This is a genomic window from Thermomonas paludicola, assembly GCF_024498955.1.
Classification (GTDB): domain Bacteria; phylum Pseudomonadota; class Gammaproteobacteria; order Xanthomonadales; family Xanthomonadaceae; genus Thermomonas; species Thermomonas paludicola.
The window spans coordinates 374895-396367 of sequence record NZ_CP093311.1 but is presented as its reverse complement, the minus strand read 5'-3'; the positions used below and the strand labels follow the sequence as shown (position 1 = coordinate 396367).

The following is a 21473-nucleotide window of genomic DNA, read 5'->3' as shown; positions in this document are numbered from 1 at the left end:
ACGCGCGCCGCCATCCCGGCGAGCCGGGGTGGCGGCGTTTCCGCGTCAGCGGTTACCCGCCCACTGCGCCAGCAGCACCGCCGTGGCCGAGGCCACGTTGAGGCTTTCCACCGCGCCGCTGCCGGGAATCAGCAAGCGCAGGTCGCAGGCCGCGGTGAGCTGCGGCGACATGCCCTCGCCCTCGGCGCCCAGCACATAGACCAGCCGCTGCGGCAGCGCCGTCTTGAACAGGTCAGCCCCGTTGCGTACTACCGTGGCGGCAAGCGCGAACCCCGCCGCATGCAGCTGGGCGATGCTGTTGTCCTCGCGCCCCAGGCGCACCATTGGCAGCGCCTCCGCGCCACCTTCCGCCACCCGCGCCGCCGCGCCGGACAGCGCCAGCGTGGAATGCTTGGGCAGCAGGATGGCGGACACGCCAAAATGCGCCGCGCTGCGCAGGATCGCGCCAAAATTGTGTGGATTGCCCACGCCGTCCAGCCACAGCGCGCACTGCGGGCCGGCCGGCAAATCGCGCAGCCAACTGGACAATGCCTGCGGTTCTTCGCGCAGCACCTCCGCCACCACGCCTTCATGATGCGCGCTGGCCGCCAGCTTCTGCAGGTCGCCATCGTCCACCACCCGATAACCCACCCGATTGGAAACGCACCATTTCAGCAATGGCTGCAGCTGCGGAATGCGGGCCTCAAGCAGGTACAGCTTGCGGATGGCCTGCGGGCGCCGCGCGAACACCGCGCCCACCGCGTTCAAGCCATGAATGCGCAACTCGGCGTCGCGCCGCTCGCGCTGCGGATGGCCCGGGCTGTCCGATGGGGCCTGCGCATCATCCGCACGCGGCGCACGCGGCGCACGCGGGGTCGGGATGGCAGCGCGCGCCGGGCGCGACTTCCACGGTGAACCTGCATCACGATCACGCATGACCACCCGCCTGCGGGGTTTCCGCTTCAAGCTTCGCCAGCCGGTGCGCCAACTCGTCCGGCGAAGAGGTGTATTTCGCCAGCAGCGCATAGAACGCCGGCACCACGAACAGGGACAGCAGCGTCGAAAACGCCACGCCGAAGATCACCACGATGCCGATGGTGCCACGGCTGGCCGAACCCGGCCCGCCGAACACCACCAGCGGCACCGCGCCCATCACGGTGGCGATGGAGGTCATCAGGATCGGGCGCAGGCGCACGCCGGCCGCTTCCACGATGGCCTGGTGGATGCTGCGGCCTTCATCGCGCAGCTGGTTGGCGAACTCCACGATCAGGATGCCGTTCTTCGCCGCCAGCCCGACCAGCATCACGATGCCGATCTGCGAGAACAGGTTGACGGTGCCGCCGGTGATCCACAGGCCCAGCAGCGCGCCGAGCACGCCCAGCGGCACCGTGAGCATGATGACCAGCGGGTGCAGGAAGCTCTCGAACTGCGCGGCCAGCGCCAGGTACACGATCAGCAGCGCCAGCGCGAAGGTCACCAGCACCTCGCCGCCGGACTGCTGCAGCTCGCGTGATTCGCCCTTCCAGCTGATCTGCGCGTAATCCGGCAGCGATGCACGCGCGGTCTGCTGCGCCCAGCTCACTGCCTCACCCAGCGGATAGCCGGGGGCGAGGCGCGCGCTCAGGGTGATCGAACGCAGCCGGTTGAAGCGGTTCAGCGTGCCGGCTTCGGCGATCTCCTTCAGCGTGACCAGATTGGATAGCGGCACCAGCGCACCATCCCGCCCACGCACCTGCAGCGCATCCAGCGCCGCTACCGAATCGCGGCCCTTGCGGTCGGCCTGCAATTGCACGTCGTACTCTTCGCCGCTGTCCACGAAGGTGGTGACGCGACGGCCCCCCATCATGGTTTCCAGCGCCGTTCCGATCGACGTGGCCGACACGCCCAGGTCGGCGGCACGGGCGCGGTCGATCACCACCCGCATCTGCGGTCGGGTTTCCTTGTAGTCCGAATCCGGCCCGACGAATCCGGGGTTGTCGGCCATCTTTGCCAGCATGAGGTCGCGCCAAGCCGACAGTTCCTTGTAGTCCGGCCCACCCAGCACCAGCTGGAACGGCTGCCCGCGGGTACGCACCAGGCCGCCGCCCGCCTGCGTGCGCACGCGCACGCCAGTCAACCCGGAAAACTTTTTCTCCAGTTCACCGGCGATTTCCACCGTGCTCTGCTCGCGTTTGTTCCAAGGCTGCAGGAAGATCATCGCGCGCCCGGTGTGCATCTCCTCACTGGCGCCATAGCTGCCAGGCACGCGCGGATTGGCGCGCAGGATGGCTTTGTCGGGGCCGGTTTCCGTGGCCAGGATCGCTTCCACCTTCTTCATCTGCGTCACGGTGTAATCGAAGCCCGCACCTTCCGGCCCTTCCATCGACAGCGAGAACGCACCGCGATCTTCGGAAGGCGCCAGCTCGCTGGGCAGCAGCTTGAACAGCAGCAGCAATGCCACCACCGCCGCCAGCATCAATCCGCCGAACAGCCAGACGCGGTGGATGTGCCGGTCCAGCACCCGCCGGTAACCGCCGGCAAGGCGCTGGAAGCGCGCGTTGATCCATTCGCTGACCCGATTGCCGTGTACCGCATGCGGCCCGGTGTGCGGGCGCAGCAGCTTGGACGCCATCATCGGCGTGAGCGTCAGCGCGACGAAGGCGGAAATCGCCACGGCCGCCGCCAGCGCCACCGACAGCTCGCGGAACAGGCGCCCGGTATTGCCCTGCAGGAAGCCCACCGGCAGGAACACCGCGATCAACACCGCCGTGGTCGCCAACACCGCGAAGGCCACCTGCCTGGTGCCACGCTGCGCCGCCACCAGCGCCGGCTCACCCAGGTCCACCCGGCGCTGGATGTTCTCCACCACCACGATGGCGTCATCCACCACCAGGCCAATGCACAGCACCAGCGCCAGCAAGGTCAGCAGGTTGATCGAAAATCCGAACGCGTACAGCGCGATGAACGAGGCGATCACGCACACCGGCACGGTCACCGCCGGAATCAACGCCGCGCGCACGCTGCCAAGGAACAGCCAGATCACCAGCAGCACCAGCACGATGGCTTCCAGCAGCGTTTCATACACGCGCTCCACCGCCGCCGAGATGAAGGTGGTGCTGTCATACGCCACGTAGATATCGCTGCCCTTGGGCAGGGTGGGGCGAATGCGGTTTGCCTCGGCCTTGGCCGCATCGGCCACTTCCAGGCTGTTGGCGGTGGAGGTCTTGACGATGCCGATGCCCATCGCCGGCTCGCCGTTGCTGTGGTAGTAGGCGCGCCGTTCGGCGGACTCCAGCGCCACTCGCGCCACGTCGCCCAGCCGCACCACGTAGCCATCGGCGCCCTTGCCCAGCGGAATCTTCGCGAACTGCTCGGGGCTGGTGTAGTCGCGCGCCACCCGCAGGATGAAATCGCGGTTGGTGGACTCGATGCGGCCAGCGCCCAGCTCCACGTTTTCGGCACGCAACGCGTTTTCCACGTCCGCCGTGGTCAGCCCGCGTGCGGCCAGTTTGTCGCTGTCCAGCCAGACCCGCATCGCGTAGCGCTGGCTGCCGCCCAGGAACACCCGCGCCACGCCCTGCAGGCTGGAGAAACGGTCCACCAGGTAGCGCTGCGCGTAGTCCGACATCTGCATCTGGTCCATGGTGGTGGACCGCAGGTTGAACCAGATGATGGCGTCGGAATCCGCCTCCACCTTGCTGATTTCGGGCGCGTTGGCCTCTTCCGGCATGCGGTCGGCGACCCGGCTGACCGCGTTGCGCACATCGTTGGCGGCCGCCTCGATGTCGCGCGACGCGTAGAACTCGATGCTGATCCGCGAGCTGCCGTTCTGGCTGTTGGAATCGATGGTGTTGATGCCCTCGATGCCGGCCAGCGCGTCTTCCAGCGGCTTGGTGATGCGGGTTTCCACCACTCCGGCCGAGGCACCCGGATAGTCCACCTGCACCGAGACGATCGGCGGATCGATGGCCGGCAGTTCGCGCAGGGTCAGGCGCAGGAACGACATCACCCCCAGCACGATCAGCAGCAGGCTCATCACCACGGCCAGCACCGGCCGCTTGATGGAAAGTTCGGACAGCTTCATGGCTTAGTGGTTCGCTGTGGCAGCAGCCGGCGCCGCGCCCGCGGGCGCCACTTTCGCGCCCGGCTGCAGCTTGCCGGTGCCTTCGGTGACGATGCGGTCACCGGCACGGATACCGCTCTTCAGCATCACCTGGCCGGGAATGCGACCGCCCACCACCACGTCGGCCTTTTCCACCGTGTCATTGTCCTTGAGCCGCCAGACGAAGGTTTCGGTGCCGATCTGCTGCACCGCCAGTTCCGGCACCACCAGTGCCAGACGGGTGCCGCGCACCAGCGCCACGTCGACCAGCATGCCGGGCTTGAGCAAACGCTGTGGATTGGGGAAATCGCCGCGCACGGTGGCGGCGCGCGAGCCGGCATCCAGCCGCGCAGACACGGTGGCAACCACGCCATCGAAGCGGCGGTCGGCATAGGCGCCGGCACGCCCGCTCAGCGCCTGGCCCGGGGCGACCCCGGCCAGTTCGGTTTCGGGAACCGGAAAATCCACGTACACGCGGGCAATATCGTCCAGCGTGGCGATCGCCGTGCCCGGCGTCACCAGCGCACCGGGACTGACCTGGCGGATGCCCAGCACGCCGGCAAACGGCGCGCGGATCACCCGATCGGACAAGTTGGCGCGGATCTGCGCCGACTGCGCGCGGGCGGCATCGCGGGTTGCCCGGGCGGAATCCAGCGCCGACCGCGCCACCAACTGTTGGCCCACCAGCTGCGACAGCCGCTGGAACTGCGCCTCGGCGTCTTTCTCCTGCGCTTGCGCCTGCGCCAGCGCCGCCTGCTGCTGCTGCCCGCTCAGCGTCACCAAGGGCGCGCCTTTGGTGACGTCCTGCCCGCTGTCAAAATGCACCTGCTGCACGGTTTCGCTGACCTTGGCGGTGACCGTCACCGCCTCGTGCGCGCGCACCGTGCCCAGCGCGCGCAGGGTGTCGCTCCAGTCCTGCTGGCGCACGGTTTCAACCTCAACCGGCACCGGCAGGTTGCCGCGCCCGCCGCCCGGCCCACCCTGCGCGGGCGTCGCCTGCTTGCCGCACGCGCAAAGGATGAACGTCGCCGCAACGGCGGCACACAGGAAACGGCAGGGGCGTTGCAGCATGATGCGACTCGTTCGGGGGCTCGCGAGTTTAACGGGTGCGCCGGGCAGGCGCCCCGTGCCATCCGCTGGGCATCGCTGCGGTCAACGCAATCGCCCTGCGTGCGTTGCAAACGCCGGTCAGGCGCCAAAGGCCAGCCACACCGCCAGCGCAAGCAACCCCAGCACCACCATCATCCAGCGCAGGGCGCCGGGCCGCTCGCCCATCACCACGGTTGGCGTGCGCTCGTGAACATGGGCGAAGGTGGACGATGCGCTGTCCTGCGCGCGCGGCTTCGGAAGCGTGTTGGCCAATGCCTCGACGTGATCCTTGGCCGCCTTCAGCGACAGGCCCGGGTTGGCTTCGCGCAGGCGCTTGATCGCATCGATCAAATTGCCTTGCCGCAGCGCATTGCCCACGGCAGCCGGCACCTGCAGCGCAGAGGCTGTGGACGTGGCTTGCTGGGCTGCGGCAGCCTGCGCCGCGCGCAGGGTCTGCACCAGCCCACTGACGCCGCCCTGGCGCATCAATGCCGCCACCGCGCTTTTGTCGCCGCGCGCGATGGCGTCCTTGAGTTGCGTCTGCAGCGATTGCTCATTCGACACGTGCCTGCACTCCATCCGCCCATGCAGAGCATACCCTCGCCCGGCCGACCATCACCGGACTCCGAAAAACAACGCGCCGGCACTGGGCCGGCGCGCTGCTTGTTTCGTGCCCGCGCCGCTGCCCAAGGCAGCGGCTGGACGCGCTCAGCCTTCCCACTGCCCCAGTGCGGCGAGGCCATTGGCCTTGGCGCGCTCGAACACGGTCTGCTGGGCCTTGGCGTAGTTGCCGGTCATGTCGGCGGCCCACAGCTTCAGCGCGGCCTGCTGCATGGCGCGGCCGTAGGAGAACGACAGCGGCCACGGGTTCGGGCCCATCCGGTTCATCGCGTCGAGGTGCGCGGTGGCGTCCTCGTCGCTCTGGCCGCCGGACAGGAACACGATGCCCGGCAGGATCGCCGGCACCGCCGACTTCAGGCACATCAGGGTGGACTCGGCCACTTCCTCGACGCTGGCCTGCTCGGCGCAGCCCTTGCCCGGGACGACCATCGAGGCCTTCAGGATGGTGCCTTCCAGCATCACGCTCTGGTTGTACAGCGCGTCGAACAGCGAACGCAGCACCACCTCGGTGACTTCATAGCAGGTGCCGATGTCGTGGTCGCCGTCCATCAGCACTTCCGGCTCGACCATCGGCACCAGGCCCTGCTCCTGGCACAGCGCGGCATAGCGCGCCAGCGCGTGGCTGTTGGCCTCGATGCAGGTGCCGGACGGGATGTCGTCGCCGATGGTGATCACCGCGCGCCACTTGGCGAAGCGGGCACCGAGCTTGTAGTACTCCTTGAGGCGGTCGCGCAGGCCGTCGAGGCCTTCGGTCACCAGCTCGCCCGGGAAGCCGGCCAGCGGCACCGTGCCCCTGTCCACCTTGATGCCCGGGATCATGCCGTTGTCCAGCATGTACTTGGCGAACGGCACGCCGCTCTTGGTGGACTGGCGCAGGGTTTCGTCGAACAGGATCGCGCCGGACAGGTACTGGTTGGCGTTCGGCGCGGTCAGCAGCAGCTCGCGGTAGGCGCGGCGGGCTTCTTCAGTACACTCGATGCCGACACCATCGAAGCGCTTCTTGCAGGTAGCGGAGGATTCATCGATGGCGATGATGCCCTTGCCCGGGGCGACCATGGCGCGGGCGGTTTCAGCGAGGAGTTCAATGCTCATGGATGCGGCTCGGCTGGCGGGAAGAATCCGCCGATTATAGCTGCCCCGCGCACCGGCCCTGCTGCCCCCACCGCCCTCGCCCCAGCCACCCTGCCCGCACCGCAACATGACGCAACACGTCACCATGTGACAAATAATGACGTAAACTTCAACCGCCACCCTCGCCAGATACCGTGAAGGCGGCCACGAAATGCCATGCCTCGGCCTCATGTCCGCCATTGGCACGATTCATGCGTTATAACTTCTGCACGTGCCACCGAGCCCGCCTCGGGACCGGTACCAGCGGGCACCCCGGCACGTGAACCACCCAACCAACCCTAGGGGATACACCATGAAGAACCAGCAAGGCTTCACCTTGATCGAACTGATGATCGTCGTCGCGATCATCGCCATCCTGGCCGCCATCGCGCTGCCGGCGTACAACAACTACCGCGTGCGTGCAGCCGAAAACGCGTGTCTGGGCGAGGCCAAGGCAGCCATGAACGCCTATCTGGCATCCTCGGTCAACGCTATGACTATTCAGGCCTACACCCCCGCCGCGTGCGGCTCCGGCACTCTGTCCACCGGCACCTTCACAGCAACTGCAAATCCTGCTGGCCAGCGTCACCCGGTTTGCGACGTCAACTCTGCCACTTGCAGCCTCCAGTAATTTGGCTTGAGTGTCGCATCAAAGGGCCCCTCGAAAGAGGGGCTTTTTTTTCCCTCCCCCGAGGAAACCAATCACGAAAGACTAATGGCCCACTTCTTGCTTGACAGGTCATGACAGCCCATTAATACGGAGCCGAATCATGCGTAGCAACGAGCTTGGCTTCACGTTGATTGAATTGATGATCGTTGTGGCCATCATCGCCATCCTCGCTGCCATCGCCCTACCCGTCTACACCAACTACCGCATCCGCTCATCAGAGACAGCATGCTTGGCCGAAGCGAAAAATTATGCGAACTTCGCCCTGACTGCAATCTACAACAACACGACTCCTCCGGCTGCAACTTATGCCGCGTGCGCCTCGATCGATACCGCTACCGATATCGATACGGATATCACGGCAACCCCGCGATCGCCCTACAACCGCACCGTCACTTGCGACATGAACACCGCAAGCTGCTCGCTACATTGAAAATTGAGTGCGCAGAGACCAGTAAGGGCAGCTAAGCTCATGCGGTTACCAACGCACCTTGTCTACTCTATGTATCGCAACCCGGCAGCTCCTCCGGCCATCCGTCAGTTTCTGATTTTCAGCCTCCTGGTTGCCCTGCTCGCAGGCCTGCCGTATCTCCCCGGCCTGCCGGGCGAATTCGTGTTCGACGACATGCCCAATATCGTCAACAATGAATCCATCCAGCTGAAAGAGCTGACTGCGGAAAGCTTAGCCAAAGTCGTCGTCACGCCACAGATTTCCGGGCAGATGCGAAGCCTACCCACCTTGACCTTCGCATTGGATTATTGGCGCGGAGGCGGTGCCGATCCGGCCACCTTTAAGACCACCAATATCCTGATACACATGCTGACTGCATTCGCGTTGGCATGGCTCTTCCGCAGTCTACTGCTGGTCACGGGTACCCGCGAAAAACGCGCACACTGGCTAGCCACCGCCCTTGCACTGGCTTGGGCAGTACACCCTCTGATGGTGTCCTCCGTCCTGTATACGGTACAGCGCCTGCAAACCATGGGCACACTGTTCCTCGTACTGGCGCTACTGGCCTACCTACAGGCACGTCGCGCCCAGATTGGGGGCCGCTCCGGCCGCACCTGCCTGCTAGGCGCGGCATTGCTTTGGGTAGCCGCGATGGGCTGCAAGGAAGACTCCAGCCTCTTACCCGCCTATACCCTTGCTCTGGAACTGACTGTATTGCGTTTTTCCGCAGCCGACCAACCACTCGCCAACCATCTGCGTCGCGGCTATATGGTTGCCAGCCTGATTGGCGCAGGGCTTTATTTGTTCGTGGTAATTCCGCATTACTGGGCCTGGAACGCCTATGACGGGCGTGACTTTTCCACCCCCGAGCGCTTGCTGACCCAAGCTAGGGTGCTGTGCCTATACCTGTGGCAAATCTTGGTGCCACTGCCCTCGCACATGCCGTTCTACTATGACTGGCTACAACCCTCCAGAGGTCTCTTTCAACCTTGGACAACCCTGCCCGCCATCCTGCTGCTACTGGCCTTGCTTGGCGTCGCTTGGCGACTGCGTGCGCGCCAGCCACTTTTCACGCTGGGCGTACTGCTATTTTTCAGCGCACATTTCATCACCAGCAATGTCGTTGGACTGGAGCTGGCTTTTGAACATCGCAACCATTTCGCAATGATTGGAGCCGTGCTTGCCATCGGCAGTCTGCTCGCACATACCAGTAAACGCCTTCACCTGCATCCCAAGCAACAAGCCGGCGCGTACCTTGTAGTGCTACTGACGTTGAGTACTGCCACCGCGTTTCGTGCTCATAGTTGGAGTAGTAACCTGATTTTTTCCAAAGCGAGTACGGCAGCGGCACCCCATTCGGCACGCGCATGGATCGAATTGTGCTCAAGCGAATTCGAAGCAGGAGGAGGCGCGATCAAAGGAAATTCGCACATCGGCGAAGCAATCCTAGCCTGTGGCAATGGCACCAGGCTTGCACCGTATGCACTTAACAACGCTGCGTTGTTGATCGTTCTCAAGACGCTTAAAGGAAATGTTAACCGACAGGATTGGGAGCTTTTCCAGCACCAACTGGAAACAGTGAGCATGAGCTGGGATAACCAGCGCGCACCGACCATCCTTACTTATCATGCGCATACAGGTGTCATGCTGAACAAACAGCAATTACTCAAAACACTGACCATCTGGGCCCGTTACGCACCACTCAAACCATTTCAAACCGCGCAAATCGGCTATTTCGTCCTGAACGATCTGGATGAACCAGACCAAGCTATGCCCTATTTCATCAAGGCGATCAACTCCACCAACCCCACAGACTCTTTCCCACAAGAACTGTCTGGCGAACTTCGGAACAAGGGCAGAACGGATTTGGCGGACGAAATCATTCAACTTGATTTTGCTCGCAAGCAAGCGGCTCGAGCAACCAATTTTTGAGTTTCCGTCCCGACATCGAAGGCTTGCGCGCCATCGCCATCCTGCTGGTGGTGGCTGCACACGCTGGCGTACCATGGCTGGCCGGCGGGTACGTCGGCGTGGACGTTTTCTTCGTCCTGTCGGGCTATTTGATTACCCGCCTACTCACCCAGGAATTGCTGCGCACACGGCGCATTCAATTCATGCGGTTTTACGCGCGCAGATTCCGGCGGCTGTTGCCGGCGTTGTTGTTAATGCTGGTCGTAACCGGTCTATTGGGTAGCCAACTGGTACCGGCATCGCAACAAAGCGGACAAGCCAATGCTGGCGCTACGGCCGTACTTTGGGCCAGCAACCTGCTGTTCGCATTCAGTCGGCTGGACTATTTCGGCGTGGACAGCAGCACCAATCTGTACCTGCATACTTGGTCTTTGGGTGTCGAGGAGCAGTATTATCTTGTTTGGCCACTATTGCTGGCCGCTGCTTATGGGACGTGGCGCAAGGCGGTGCCCCCAAGCCGCCTCAACCTGGTCCAATTGCTGTGGCTAGTGGCGGGCCTCAGCTTTGCCGCCTGTATCTTCATCACCAATGTCGAGCCTCGCCATGCGTTCTATCTGATGCCACTGCGGGCATGGCAATTTGCTCTAGGCGGGCTGGCTGGCCTTTATTTTGCGGATCGCGATGAAGACGCAGGCAGCATACCGCCTCGGGTAGCGTTGTTTGGCTGGCTCGGCCTGGTCGGAATCGTGGCATCTGCCGTGATACTGGGCAGGGATGTCCGCTATCCCGGCGCGTGGGCAATACTGCCGACACTTGGCGCGCTGGCTGTACTTGTCTCCGGAACGCTGACACCACGAACATCCGTCAGCCGAATGCTGGCACAACCCGCAATGACTGCCATTGGTCGCGTCTCGTATTCCTGGTATCTCTGGCATTGGCCTATGTTGGTTTTAGGCAGCCTGTTTTGGCCGCAGCCGTCGCCCAGCGTGCGCCTGATCCTGGTGCTGGCTTCATTGCTGTTGGCGTGGTTGTCCTGGCGTTTTGTCGAAACGCCTATTCGACAAAACGCTCGTTTGCTGCAACCGCCGCGACGCGCCATCCTCGGCGCCTTACTGCTGATGGCCTGCGCCGTCGCCGCGTTCTCTCAGTGGCAGATCATGGTGCGACGAACGATTGAACAGCCTGCCTACCAACGCATCCTGTCTGCCCGCGGGGATTTGCCAAGTCTTTACCGCATGCAATGCGACCAGTGGTATCGCAGCGATGCGCTGATGCCCTGCGAATTCGGCAATCCACAGGCCTCCCAAACATTGGTCGTGCTTGGTGACAGCGTCGGACTGCAATGGTTTCCGGCAATCCAACGCATCTTTGACTCCGCCAAATGGCGCATCGTGGTGATGACCAAGTCCGCATGCCCTATCGTGGACATGCCCATGTTTTATGCACGCATCGGCCGCGAATATACCGAATGCGCTAACTGGCGAGAAGCTGCACTGACTCGCATCGCACAACTTGCGCCGAACCGGGTGATCCTCGGCTCGACCCAGACCTACGATTTCACCGATATCCAGTGGCTGGAAGGCACCATACACGTCTTGCGCCGAATCGCCCCTGGCGCCGGCAGAGTCGACATCCTGCGCGCTAGTCCAGAACTGCCATTCGATGGTCCCAACTGCATGGCACCGCGTGGTCTGCTGTGGAACTACATTGCCCGCACGAGCTGTGCCGCGCCCGCACACGACCCACACTCCAATGCCGTTTTCCACGCGCTGCAAGTAGCCGCGTCTGGCTTCAACAATGTGCAAGTCATCGACATGACCGATGCAATTTGTCCCGGTGGCACATGCGTGGCGGAACGCGACGGCATCCCAACTTATCGTGACGAACTTCACCTTACCGCCGGCTTCGCAGCATCGCTGGCACCGGCACTGGCTGCAAAGCTGAAAAGATGAGCTCTGCCGTCTCCGCTTCGCTTGATCATAGCTTTCAGGGGCGCTTCAATGCGCCGCCCATGTTCAGGGCGCGCCAATCACGTACGATGAACCGTGATCCAATAAGCCACAAAGTCCCTACTCAGGACGCATAACCATGACGTCACCCGAACCTCCATTTCTGATCTTCGGCTCGCCCCTGATTGAGCAACCCGAAATCGACGAAGTCGTAGCCTGCATGCAATCGGCATGGCTTGGTACCGGTCCTCGCGTGGCCAAACTCGAATCCGATTTCGCCGCTTACAAGGAGATGACGCCATCGCGAGTGACTGCGCTCAATTCCTGTACCGCCGCGCTGCATGTCAGCATGGTTGCCGCAGGGTTTGAAGCCGGTTCAGAGGTCATCACCACGCCTCTGACGTTCTGCGCGACAGCCAATGCCATCATTCATGCCGGGCTGACACCGGTACTTGCCGATGTGAATGCATCCACGCAGTGCATTGATCCTGCCGCAATCGAAGCCGCCATCACGTCACGCACCCGCGCCATCCTGCCGGTACACTTCGCAGGGCGACCATGCGACATGGACGCAATCTTGGCCATTGCCAACAAGCATGACCTGGTCATCATCGAGGACTGCGCACATGCCATTGAAACCGAATATCACGGTCAGAAAGCGGGCACCTTCGGTGATTTTGGCTGTTTCAGCTTCTACGCCACCAAGAACATCACCACCGGCGAAGGCGGGATGATCGTCGGGCGGGATGAAGCTCTTGTTGCACGCGCCCGCGTGCTTGCACTGCACGGCATGAGCAAGGATGCGTGGCATCGCTTCGGCGACAAGGGCTATAAGCATTATCAAGTTGTGGAATGCGGCTTCAAATACAACATGATGGACCTGCAAGCGGCGATCGGGATCCATCAGCTCACTCGTGTTGACGCCAATTGGAAGTGCCGCGAGCAGGCCTGGAATCGCTACATGCACGAACTCGTCAACCTGCCACTTGGCCTTCCGACGATACCCGAAGCCGATACGAGACACGCCTATCATTTGTTCACTGTCAGAGTGGATGAAGCTCTTTGCGGCCGCTCTCGCGACAACTTCCTGGATCGCATGAACGCCGCCGGCATCGGAACCGGCGTGCATTACCTGTCCCTAGCCGAACATCCTTATTACCAACAGCGCTTCAACTGGCAGCCGGAGCAATGGCCCAATGCAATGCGAATTGGACGTGAAACCGTAAGTTTGCCGCTATCACCGAAGTTGACGGAATTGGACTTGACGCGAGTTATAAATGCGACAAAGGCACAATTCAATTGAATATAAAGATTATGAAATGGCGGCACCAAACTCGCCGAATTGGCGACCAGCTCATAAAGCTGTTGCAATCTATATCAACATTCGCTAATTCGACCCAATCGCGCTTTCCATGGTTGAAGAACTTCGTCGGCACGCTCTTGATGGGCAGCGGACTCGTCTTTGTATTCCATGCCGTGCGCGAGCAAATCACAACCCTACCCACGACTGGCACCAGCATACATCCGCTGAAATACGCAGCACTGATTTCATTGGCAACACTTACGACCCTCATCACCGCAAGTCTTCATGCCGAGATTCTCGTCCAGAACGCCAGCAATCTCGGAATCGGCAGACGTCTCGCCCGCTATGCCTACGCAGTCAGCCAAGTGGCGCGCTATACCCCTGGAAAGATCTTCGGCGTGATACTGGAGTCACAGATACTCGGGCCAGCCATAGGAATCTCTATAGTTATTAAAGCTACATTGCTGCAAACAATCCTTGTTTATACTTGGGCTAGTGTCGTCTCGGTTTCAATTCTCGCGGCGATCACACTAAACGCCACATGGATTCTCATGCTGGCTCCCACAGCAATGCCCCTGATCTGGAGCAAGCAAGGTCGTCGGCTGCTTTTATGCGCCAGCAATGTGATTAAGTTTCGCCACCAGCCTGCATCATCGCAGATACAATCGAACGATGATGCATTCAGAAATTTATTGCCCGGCATGCTGCTCCTCACATTTCAGTGGGCACCGTTTTTTGCGATGTGGACACTGATAGCGGGAACCGATCAAGGCGCCTCGCAAGCTCTTTGGTTGGGCGCAAGCTATCTATTAGCGTCCATCGCAGGTTCGCTATTGATATTCGTGCCGTCCGGGTTGATTGTGCGCGAAGCTGCTTTCATCTGGCTTGGCGGACTCCACGGACTACCAGCCTCATCCCTGCTGGTCTGGGCTATCGTGATGCGGCTTGTCCTAACGCTAGCAGACGTAATGGCCATACCGCTGCTGTGGATCGCATTGCGCCTTAGGGGCCGAAAATGAAGCCGGCAACGGAACAAGCCGTGAAAGAGTCACCATCATTGGACACTCGACTGCAATCAGACTGGTCCTTACGGCAAGCGGAATTCGGCAATGTGCCGCAAGCAGTTCTGTTGCGAAACTTGCCCCCCCAGGTGAATGAGTTGATCGACAAATGGCATCGATCTCTATTACGCTGGATACTTGCCCCACTTGTGAACCAATCTGATAAATGGGTCGCCGATCTCGGCTGCGGCTATGGGCGCATGGCACATGAAGCCGTCACCTTGGGAATCCAAAATGTCATAGGCCTCGACTACGAATATGGCTTCTGCAAGAAATTCCAGATCGACTATGGCCTAGCAATCCGCGGCTCGATTGCAAAGCCACCCTTTGCCAACTCCAGCATTTCTGCTGCCTATTCCATTACTTCGCTCATGTACATCGGAATAGAAGATGCAGCCCGGGGACTCGAGTTGCTCGATGACAGCTTAAAACCAGGCTCCTGTATTCTTTTGCTGGAAGCCGGATCGGAGTTCAACAGAATCTCTCGCTGTTTTCTACGAAAAAAGAAGTCGCAGCAGCTGGCCGTCAACGGACTAACACGGGCCGATCTTCGCCGGATAATCCCTGACTCCTGGCGGATCGTCGCCAGCGGGAGCAACGCAGGAACAACGGCACTCCTGCCTTTTCTTCTGCTTTGCAACCGCTGGCACTTCGCTTTCGGTGCGCTCTCAAAACTCGCATTATGGATAGATCGCCCACTCAAAAAAGATCGCGATCAGCGCTGGCGCAAACTAGGTCTGCATAGATGGGTGGCCTGCGAAAAAGCAAAATAAACTTCAACGCTTCTGCCGCTTCCAAAGCAGCCAGATGTATCCCGGAAAAAGCCAATACGCCAGTCGCCGCAATGCACGGGCAGCCGCCAATCTGGGGCCATTAAACATATAGCACACCGCGTAGCGACCCGGATTGTCCAGCAGACGCGGCGTGACATCATCCACATCAAAGTTTTCAACTAGGCGACGCAACTCACCGTAAGTCATGTGCCGCTCATAATAAAACTGCCCACGTCCAAGTATCCGTAGATAATGATTCGCCCAACTGACGGGAATTATTGAAAGGAAAGGAAGCCCATAGTGTTGCTCAATCAGATTGAGCCTGTTGGTCGCAGCGAAATAACACACCCCCCCCGGCTTCAATACCCGCTCTATCTCACTCATCAGACGCACAGGATCCGGGACATGCTCATAAACTTGCGCGCAGATTATCGCATCAAAACTCGCATCCTGGAAATCAATATTCATCGCGTCGCCAACTTTGAAATTCAAGTTCTTGGCAACATAGGTCTCCTGAGCGAACCTGACCGCATCGGCATCAATATCAATCCCGGTCACGGATCCTACCGCACCAGCCAACTCCGAATCGATAATCCCCGTAGAGCACCCCACACTAAGCACCTGTAAGTCTTGGAGCCTGTCCCCGAAGACCTCGGCCAGGACAAGGCGCATCGTAGTCGCTTTCTTGATACGCCCCTCATCCGAATACATTTCCGAATGGTTTTTAGAGAAATCATATTGGTAGCCGCGCATTTTACCGCTCATACAGAGATACCACCCCACCGTTCAGGCAATGCCTGCAGAATCTTAACAACCACATTCTTTTCGATACTGAAGCAGTCACTGGCGTCCTGCAGCTCACGTTCAAATCGCGAGGCTCTATCATGAAGTGCCGTACTCAAGGCATGTGCGAATTCGCCTGCGCCAACACCCGAAGCAAGGTGCCCAACTTCATGCAAGGAGAGCAACCGAGGCATGTCTCCAACCGGCATTGCTATTATTGGCCGTCTTGATTTCATTGCATCGGAGAACACGATAGGAATGCTTTCGATGCGTGACGGAATGAGAACCCAGTCTGAACTCGCGATTGCCTTCTCAGCCTCTGGTTTTGTCAAAAATCTCCCTGCCTCGACCGGATGCCCGCGCTCCCGAAGCACCTCTACGCGCGCGCGAACAAGGCTCTCAAGAGGACCACCGCCTTGGATTTCGATCCTCTCGATTAATTGCCAATCGTTATCCTCAAGCAATTCTAACGCCTCAAGCAACAGATCGACACCCTTGTTTGGATGCCAACGACCGAGAAAAAGCAGTCGATAAGGCGGGTTATCGCGCGGAATCGAAGACTTATTTAACCCAATACGCCGTGTGCTTGGCAGAAAATTGACAGGGACACCTGCAATTCGCCGAGCATCTTCAGCTAACTTGTACCCATCAGCATAGGCACGAGTTGCGCGCCTGATCACCTTGGCTAGCATGCCTCGAACCACTGGCACCTTTCCCAGCGACCATACATCGCTTCCCAGCATCCATACCGAGTAGCCGATACCCTGCTCCGACGCGACTTTTCGCGCCCACTCCCCACAAGGCAGGCCCCATAATGCGAGAATATGCACTACTCCGCCTGCCGCCGCAGCACGCGTAGCCTCCAAGCCACCTCGAAGTATCCGTGCTATACACCACAAATCGTTCGCGCGCCAAGGCTTGAGCGTAGACAGTGGCCGACTTGGTGTCGCGTAACGGAAAACCTCGATGCCCTCTGACCAACGCTCTTGTCCACTGGCGCGGCCAGGTGCCACGACTCGGACTGGAAGATGCATTGCCAGCTCCTCGGCCAAATCGACAACGAACGAGCCGGCCGCCTCACTTCCATCCCCAACAATGGGAAAGGAGGTCGTGATGAGTACAAGTGCAGGAGTGCTCACAACTTCCGAACCCCAGATTCATAGCCGAATGGCGTGTACAACCAAGCGAGCTTCGCAAGATGATTGACGACTAGCACAACACAAAGCACATGGAACAACGCGCCACACCAGTCCCTAGTGCTTTAGATAGGTGAGATTCGTGATCTGTTCCGAAACTAGGCCGATCAGAAAGATGATTACCGCAGCGCTTAGCAGCAGCATGCTCATGTTGGTAAACCGACCGGCTTGGTAGAACGTCCAGAAATACCAGCCCGCTCCCGCGAGAAAGAACACGGCAGCCGTCGGCGCAAACAGCTTCAAGGGCGAGTACAAACTGGCAATCTTGAAAATGATCAACAAAAAGCGAACGCCGTCCTTGAACGGGCGGATGTGGCTGCCGTTGCCCACCCGCTTGGCCACCGGGATGGGCACGTAGGCCACCGGGTAGGCGCTGCGGAAAAATGCCATGGTGCTGGTGGTGGGATAGCTGAAGCCGTTGGGCAGCAGGTGCAGGAACTCCTTGAACTTGTCGGCGCGAACCGCGCGGAAGCCCGAGGTCAAGTCCATGATCCGATGCCCGGTCATCCAGCTGGCCAGACGGTTGTAGAAGGCGTTCGCAAGCCCTCTGTGCAGGTTGGCCTGGCCGTCCCGGCTGCGGGCCCCGACTACCATGTCGTAGCCCTCGTCCAGCCGGGCCAGCAGTGCGGCGATATGCTCGGCCCCATGCTGGCCGTCGGCATCCATGAACACCAGCACCTCGCCGGTGGCGGCACGGGCACCCCGCTTGACGGCGGCGCCGTTGCCCATGGAGTACGGCGAGGACAGGACACTGGCACCGGCCTCGCGGGCGACGCGTACGGTGTCGTCGGTGGAGCCGTCGTCGATGACGATGATCTCCGCGCCCGGATACGCCACCCGCAGCGCAGGCAAGGTGCCGCGCAGGCCCTCGGCCTCGTTCTTGGCAGGCAGGATGATGCTGAGTGTCGGGTTCCCCATGACGCTAGATTAGCGCGAACGATTGGGGGATCGGGCCGGGGTGCGGCGGATTGCGGTTCTCACTGCCCATACCGGATTCCGTTCTCCCACACCGGGCGCAGCCGCGCCAACAGGCCGGCGGGAATGCGTGGATCGGCGGCGGCATGCAGGGTATCGGCCATGGCCGCGGCAATCCGATCCAGTGGCGCCTGCGGATCGCGCACACCGCAGACGTCACGACCGAAGCGGCGCAGTTCTTCCGGCAAGGGATAGGCCTTGGAGCGTTGCGCTTTTCCCGACCACAGGCGCAGCGCAAGCGTGTTGTCTTCCAGTTCCGGGCCGCCGGGGGAGCGCTGATAGCGGTAGATGCGGGTGGTGACGACGTCGAACATGGGGGCAAGGCGGATGCCATCGGCGGGCCCGTGATAAAGCACGCCGAAGTTTTTCAGATGGGCATCGCCATTGCCCACCATGATGGAGAACGCCAACTGCTCGTAGAAGCGCTGCAAGTCGTGGCGATTGCCGGTGATCATGCCCAGCAGCTCTGCCACGCGCTGGTAGCTGCCGTGGTATTTGCGTTCGGACAGGGTATCGCGCACCCGCAGCCCCATCAGCGAGGCCACGTCTTCAAAGCCGAGGCGCTGCCCACTGTCATCCAGGTCGAAGCGCTCCACCAGCAGCAGTTGCCCGTCGTCGCCCAGCTCGACCTTGGCCACGTCGATACCGGCACGCGCGGCCGCCGTCATGCACAGATATTCGTTGGCGGTCAGGGCGGGATAACCTGCGCCAGCGGTTTTGACGATCAGATTGGGAATGGGAATGGTGGCGCGGTCGGGCACCATGATCTTGGGTTGCATGCCGGCGACGCCAATACCGGTGGCGAGATAGGCATGCACCAGTTCATCGAATAGCTGCGCGGTAAACGGCATGCGCAGCAGGGTTTGCCGGGTGATCGGCACGGCCTGCACAGGTGCAGCGCTGCCGGGCACGCGGTAGCCCAGCCGGCCGATGCCGTTGTTGCCGATCAACGCAAGCAGGCGCATGGCGGTCATCGCCTGCTTGGGGAAGTGCTGGCGCAGGCGGTTGAACAGATCGCCTTCCGGCAGGTTCTGATCCATCACCGGGAACAGCGCGCCGTCCTGCCAGGTGAGCCGCGCAGGAGGCATCAACAGACCGACCGCAGGCTGGGCGGAATCCTCCTGCAGGTAGCGGTATTCAAAGCCGGACTGCTGCAACAACTGCCCCGAGAGCTGGCCCGCCACGTTCACCTGCAACAGCCTGATGCGCTCGTCCATGTCCGTGTCAGTCACTATCGTCTTCGGCGAAGCGCTGGCGCACTTCTTCCAGCGTGGGCAAGCCTTGCGGCTCCAGACGCAGGGTGTAGCCCATGCTGCGCAACACGTCGAGCAGTGCGCCAGTGGTGACGTCGCCGCCTGTTTCCAGCCGATGCAACAGATCCCGGCTGCGTCCAGACTGCGCCGCGACCCGGGTCGCCTTCAAGCCTTGTTCGCGCCGCGCATCACGCACAGCCTCCCCCAGATCCAGTAGCGTGCGAATCGGAAGATGCATTACCGAGTCGTCCTTTAATCAAGACAATATATTCAATATCTCAAATAATGTCATTATTGCAAGACATTTCTCACGGCGAGTTCAACTCTGATTCGCAATCTGGCGCATAGCGTGCGCGTGCACTCTCGGCCCTCCCGTAGGATCGCTGAAAGGGCGCGACTGCTTTCGCTTGGTCACGCCAAGAGCTTCGCGCCCCCTGCGGCGCGCGCCTGCGGAAGCGGGGCGGGCGTGGGCGCAAGGCCGCATTGGGCCTTGTTTTGCATTTAGGCTAAAGTCGCATGGTTCCCGTGGAGGCCGCCTGAGCAATGAATACCGCAACCACCCCCAACCTGATGGGCATCACCGGCATCGCCCGACGTTTGGTGATGGATGGCGCCATGGACGAAGCCGTGGCGCGCAAGGCGATGGATGGCGCCACGGCCGAAAAGATGCCGCTGGCCACGTACCTGGCCGACCGCCGGCTGGCGTCCCCCGCGGCGCTGGCGGCGGCCAATTCCATCGAATTCGGGATGCCGCTGGTGGACGCGTTGGCGCTTGATCCCGCGCAGTCGGCGATTGCGTTGGTCAAGGAAGACCTGCTGCGCAAGCATATGGTGTTGCCGCTGTTCAAGCGCGGCGGGCGGCTGTTCGTGGGCACTTCCGACCCCACCAACAACCGGGCGCTGGAAGAGCTGAAATTCCACACCAACCTGGCGGTTGAGCCCATTTTGGTGGACGACGACACCATCAGGCGCAGCCTGGATTCCTGGCTGGAAGCGGCCGATGCCATGGCCGACGACTTGGCAGACTCGGATGGTCTGGAGGGCCTGGAGGTCAGCGGCGGCGACGAAGATCTGTCTGCGGACACCGGTGTGGACTCCAAGGGCGAGGACACGCCGGTCGTCAAGTTCGTCAACAAGGCGCTGGTGGATGCCATTCGTCGCGGCGCGTCGGACATCCATTTCGAGCCCTACGAAAACGATTACCGGGTGCGTTACCGCATCGACGGCATCCTGAAAACGGCGAAAAGAGTGCCGGTGAAGCTGCATGCGCGCATCGCCGCGCGCCTGAAGGTGATGTCGCAATTGGACATCGCGGAAAAGCGCGTGCCGCAGGACGGTCGCATCAAGCTCAACCTGAGCAAGGGCAAGCAGATCGACTTCCGCGTCAGCACCTTGCCCACCTTGTTTGGCGAAAAGGTCGTGCTGCGCATCCTGGACGGCAGCGCGGCCAAGATGGGCATCGAAAAGCTGGGCTACGAGCCCGATCAGCAGAAGCTGTTTCTGGATGCGATCCACAAGCCCTACGGGATGGTGCTGGTCACCGGGCCCACCGGCTCGGGCAAGACCGTGAGCCTGTATACCGGGCTGGGCATCCTCAACGACGAAACCCGCAACATCAGCACGGTCGAGGACCCGGTGGAAATCCGCCTGCCGGGCGTCAACCAGGTCCAGCAAAACGTCAAGCGGGGAATGACGTTTGCTGCCGCGCTGCGCAGCTTCCTGCGTCAGGATCCGGACGTGGTGATGGTGGGCGAAATCCGCGATCTGGAAACTGCCGAGATCGCGATCAAGGCCGCGCAGACCGGCCATATGGTGTTGTCCACCCTGCACACCAACGACGCGCCGCAGACCATCGCCCGCCTGATGAACATGGGCATTGCGCCCTACAACATCACCAGTTCGGTCAGCCTGGTCATCGCCCAGCGACTGGTGCGGCGCCTGCACGACTGCAAGCGCGCAGCGCACTTGCCCGAACACGCGCTGCTGGCCGAGGGCTTCACCGCCGACGAGGTTCATGCGGGCATCACCGTGTATGAAGCGGTGGGCTGCCAGGACTGCACCGAGGGCTACAAGGGTCGTGCCGGCATTTACCAGGTGATGCCGATGACCGATGAAATCCAGCAAATGGTGCTGGCAGGTGGTAATGTCCAGCAAATTACCGAGGCTGCCCTGCGCAGTGGCGTCCGCGATTTGCGGCGCTCCGCGCTGGACAAGGTGAAACAGGGGATCACCAGCCTCGTCGAGATCAACCGCGTCACCAAGGATTGAAGG

The 21473-nt window shown here is 61.2% G+C and carries 17 protein-coding genes and 1 pseudogene; 8 read left to right on the top strand and 10 right to left on the bottom strand.

From position 1 onward, the window contains the following. Nucleotides 1–45: 45 nt before the first annotated feature. The 5 genes from LIW09_RS01790 to LIW09_RS01770 form a co-directional block, all read right to left on the bottom strand. Nucleotides 46–915: a TrmH family RNA methyltransferase gene (locus LIW09_RS01790; RefSeq protein WP_256646275.1), complete on the bottom strand. Its 870-nt coding sequence runs from the start codon at nucleotides 913–915 to the stop codon at nucleotides 46–48. Next, nucleotides 908–4042 carry an efflux RND transporter permease subunit gene (locus LIW09_RS01785; RefSeq protein WP_256646274.1) on the bottom strand — a complete coding sequence of 1045 codons (3135 nt, stop codon included), beginning with the start codon at nucleotides 4040–4042 and terminating at the stop codon, nucleotides 908–910. The genes LIW09_RS01790 and LIW09_RS01785 overlap by 8 nt, the downstream gene beginning before the upstream one ends. Before the next feature lie 3 nt (nucleotides 4043–4045). Next, on the bottom strand, nucleotides 4046–5131 hold the full coding sequence (locus LIW09_RS01780; protein ID WP_256646273.1) for an efflux RND transporter periplasmic adaptor subunit: 1086 nt from the start codon (nucleotides 5129–5131) through the stop codon (nucleotides 4046–4048). Between the two features lie 117 nt (nucleotides 5132–5248). Further along, nucleotides 5249–5713 (bottom strand): hypothetical protein, encoded by a 465-nt coding sequence (locus LIW09_RS01775; RefSeq protein WP_256646272.1) that lies wholly within the window; start codon nucleotides 5711–5713, stop codon nucleotides 5249–5251. A gap of 144 nt (nucleotides 5714–5857) precedes the next feature. Continuing rightward, on the bottom strand, nucleotides 5858–6862 hold the full coding sequence (locus LIW09_RS01770) for a class I fructose-bisphosphate aldolase (RefSeq protein ID WP_256646271.1): 1005 nt from the start codon (nucleotides 6860–6862) through the stop codon (nucleotides 5858–5860). Nucleotides 6863–7193: 331 nt separating this feature from the next. On the opposite strand from LIW09_RS01770, the pseudogene LIW09_RS01765 reads away from it, so the two are divergent. The 7 genes and pseudogenes from LIW09_RS01765 to LIW09_RS01735 all read left to right on the top strand — a co-directional run. Next, nucleotides 7194–7293 (top strand): annotated as a pseudogene (locus LIW09_RS01765) (prepilin-type N-terminal cleavage/methylation domain-containing protein); the annotation flags it as partial. A gap of 357 nt (nucleotides 7294–7650) precedes the next feature. After that, nucleotides 7651–7980: a prepilin-type N-terminal cleavage/methylation domain-containing protein gene (locus tag LIW09_RS12695; protein WP_425507902.1), complete on the top strand. Its 330-nt coding sequence runs from the start codon at nucleotides 7651–7653 to the stop codon at nucleotides 7978–7980. Between the two features lie 69 nt (nucleotides 7981–8049). Next, nucleotides 8050–9930 (top strand): hypothetical protein, encoded by a 1881-nt coding sequence (locus LIW09_RS01755; protein WP_256646270.1) that lies wholly within the window; start codon nucleotides 8050–8052, stop codon nucleotides 9928–9930. Continuing rightward, a complete protein-coding gene (locus LIW09_RS01750; protein ID WP_256646269.1) occupies nucleotides 9927–11861 on the top strand; it encodes an acyltransferase family protein in 1935 nt (644 codons plus the stop codon). Before LIW09_RS01755 ends, LIW09_RS01750 begins: the two co-directional genes overlap by 4 nt. Before the next feature lie 136 nt (nucleotides 11862–11997). Then, nucleotides 11998–13161: a DegT/DnrJ/EryC1/StrS family aminotransferase gene (locus LIW09_RS01745; RefSeq protein ID WP_256646268.1), complete on the top strand. Its 1164-nt coding sequence runs from the start codon at nucleotides 11998–12000 to the stop codon at nucleotides 13159–13161. Nucleotides 13162–13274: 113 nt separating this feature from the next. Further along, complete coding sequence (locus LIW09_RS01740; RefSeq protein ID WP_256646267.1) at nucleotides 13275–14180, top strand: hypothetical protein; 906 nt, start codon at nucleotides 13275–13277, stop codon at nucleotides 14178–14180. Further along, nucleotides 14177–14995, top strand: coding sequence for a class I SAM-dependent methyltransferase (locus tag LIW09_RS01735; protein WP_256646266.1), 819 nt, complete (start codon nucleotides 14177–14179; stop codon nucleotides 14993–14995). The genes LIW09_RS01740 and LIW09_RS01735 overlap by 4 nt, the downstream gene beginning before the upstream one ends. Before the next feature lie 3 nt (nucleotides 14996–14998). Here the strand turns inward: LIW09_RS01735 and LIW09_RS01730 are convergent, their stop codons facing one another. From LIW09_RS01730 to LIW09_RS01710, 5 genes are all read right to left on the bottom strand, one after another. Beyond that, on the bottom strand, nucleotides 14999–15748 hold the full coding sequence (locus LIW09_RS01730; protein WP_256646265.1) for a class I SAM-dependent methyltransferase: 750 nt from the start codon (nucleotides 15746–15748) through the stop codon (nucleotides 14999–15001). A gap of 8 nt (nucleotides 15749–15756) precedes the next feature. Then, nucleotides 15757–16470: a glycosyltransferase gene (locus LIW09_RS01725; protein WP_256646264.1), complete on the bottom strand. Its 714-nt coding sequence runs from the start codon at nucleotides 16468–16470 to the stop codon at nucleotides 15757–15759. A 561-nt stretch (nucleotides 16471–17031) separates the two neighbouring features. Continuing rightward, a complete protein-coding gene (locus LIW09_RS01720) occupies nucleotides 17032–17892 on the bottom strand; it encodes a glycosyltransferase family 2 protein (RefSeq protein ID WP_256646263.1) in 861 nt (286 codons plus the stop codon). A 59-nt stretch (nucleotides 17893–17951) separates the two neighbouring features. After that, nucleotides 17952–19181 (bottom strand): type II toxin-antitoxin system HipA family toxin, encoded by a 1230-nt coding sequence (locus LIW09_RS01715; RefSeq protein WP_256646262.1) that lies wholly within the window; start codon nucleotides 19179–19181, stop codon nucleotides 17952–17954. Continuing rightward, nucleotides 19174–19440, bottom strand: coding sequence for a helix-turn-helix domain-containing protein (locus tag LIW09_RS01710; RefSeq protein WP_256646261.1), 267 nt, complete (start codon nucleotides 19438–19440; stop codon nucleotides 19174–19176). The genes LIW09_RS01715 and LIW09_RS01710 overlap by 8 nt, the downstream gene beginning before the upstream one ends. A 305-nt stretch (nucleotides 19441–19745) precedes the next feature. On the opposite strand from LIW09_RS01710, the gene pilB reads away from it, so the two are divergent. Then, nucleotides 19746–21470, top strand: a complete 1725-nt coding sequence (pilB, locus tag LIW09_RS01705; protein ID WP_256646260.1) for a type IV-A pilus assembly ATPase PilB — start codon at nucleotides 19746–19748, stop codon at nucleotides 21468–21470. Nucleotides 21471–21473 lie beyond the last annotated feature (3 nt).

Coding starts and splice junctions, on each gene's coding strand:
- pilB (WP_256646260.1), top strand. CDS start 19,746: ATGAATACCGCAACCACCCCCAACCTGATGGGCATCACCGGCATCGCC.
- LIW09_RS01790 (WP_256646275.1), bottom strand. CDS start 915: ATGCGTGATCGTGATGCAGGTTCACCGTGGAAGTCGCGCCCGGCGCGC.
- LIW09_RS01710 (WP_256646261.1), bottom strand. CDS start 19,440: ATGCATCTTCCGATTCGCACGCTACTGGATCTGGGGGAGGCTGTGCGT.
- LIW09_RS01755 (WP_256646270.1), top strand. CDS start 8,050: ATGTATCGCAACCCGGCAGCTCCTCCGGCCATCCGTCAGTTTCTGATT.
- LIW09_RS12695 (WP_425507902.1), top strand. CDS start 7,651: ATGCGTAGCAACGAGCTTGGCTTCACGTTGATTGAATTGATGATCGTT.
- LIW09_RS01720 (WP_256646263.1), bottom strand. CDS start 17,892: ATGGGGAACCCGACACTCAGCATCATCCTGCCTGCCAAGAACGAGGCC.
- LIW09_RS01735 (WP_256646266.1), top strand. CDS start 14,177: ATGAAGCCGGCAACGGAACAAGCCGTGAAAGAGTCACCATCATTGGAC.
- LIW09_RS01780 (WP_256646273.1), bottom strand. CDS start 5,131: ATGCTGCAACGCCCCTGCCGTTTCCTGTGTGCCGCCGTTGCGGCGACG.
- LIW09_RS01770 (WP_256646271.1), bottom strand. CDS start 6,862: ATGAGCATTGAACTCCTCGCTGAAACCGCCCGCGCCATGGTCGCCCCG.
- LIW09_RS01730 (WP_256646265.1), bottom strand. CDS start 15,748: ATGCGCGGCTACCAATATGATTTCTCTAAAAACCATTCGGAAATGTAT.
- LIW09_RS01785 (WP_256646274.1), bottom strand. CDS start 4,042: ATGAAGCTGTCCGAACTTTCCATCAAGCGGCCGGTGCTGGCCGTGGTG.
- LIW09_RS01725 (WP_256646264.1), bottom strand. CDS start 16,470: ATGCTAGCCAAGGTGATCAGGCGCGCAACTCGTGCCTATGCTGATGGG.
- LIW09_RS01745 (WP_256646268.1), top strand. CDS start 11,998: ATGACGTCACCCGAACCTCCATTTCTGATCTTCGGCTCGCCCCTGATT.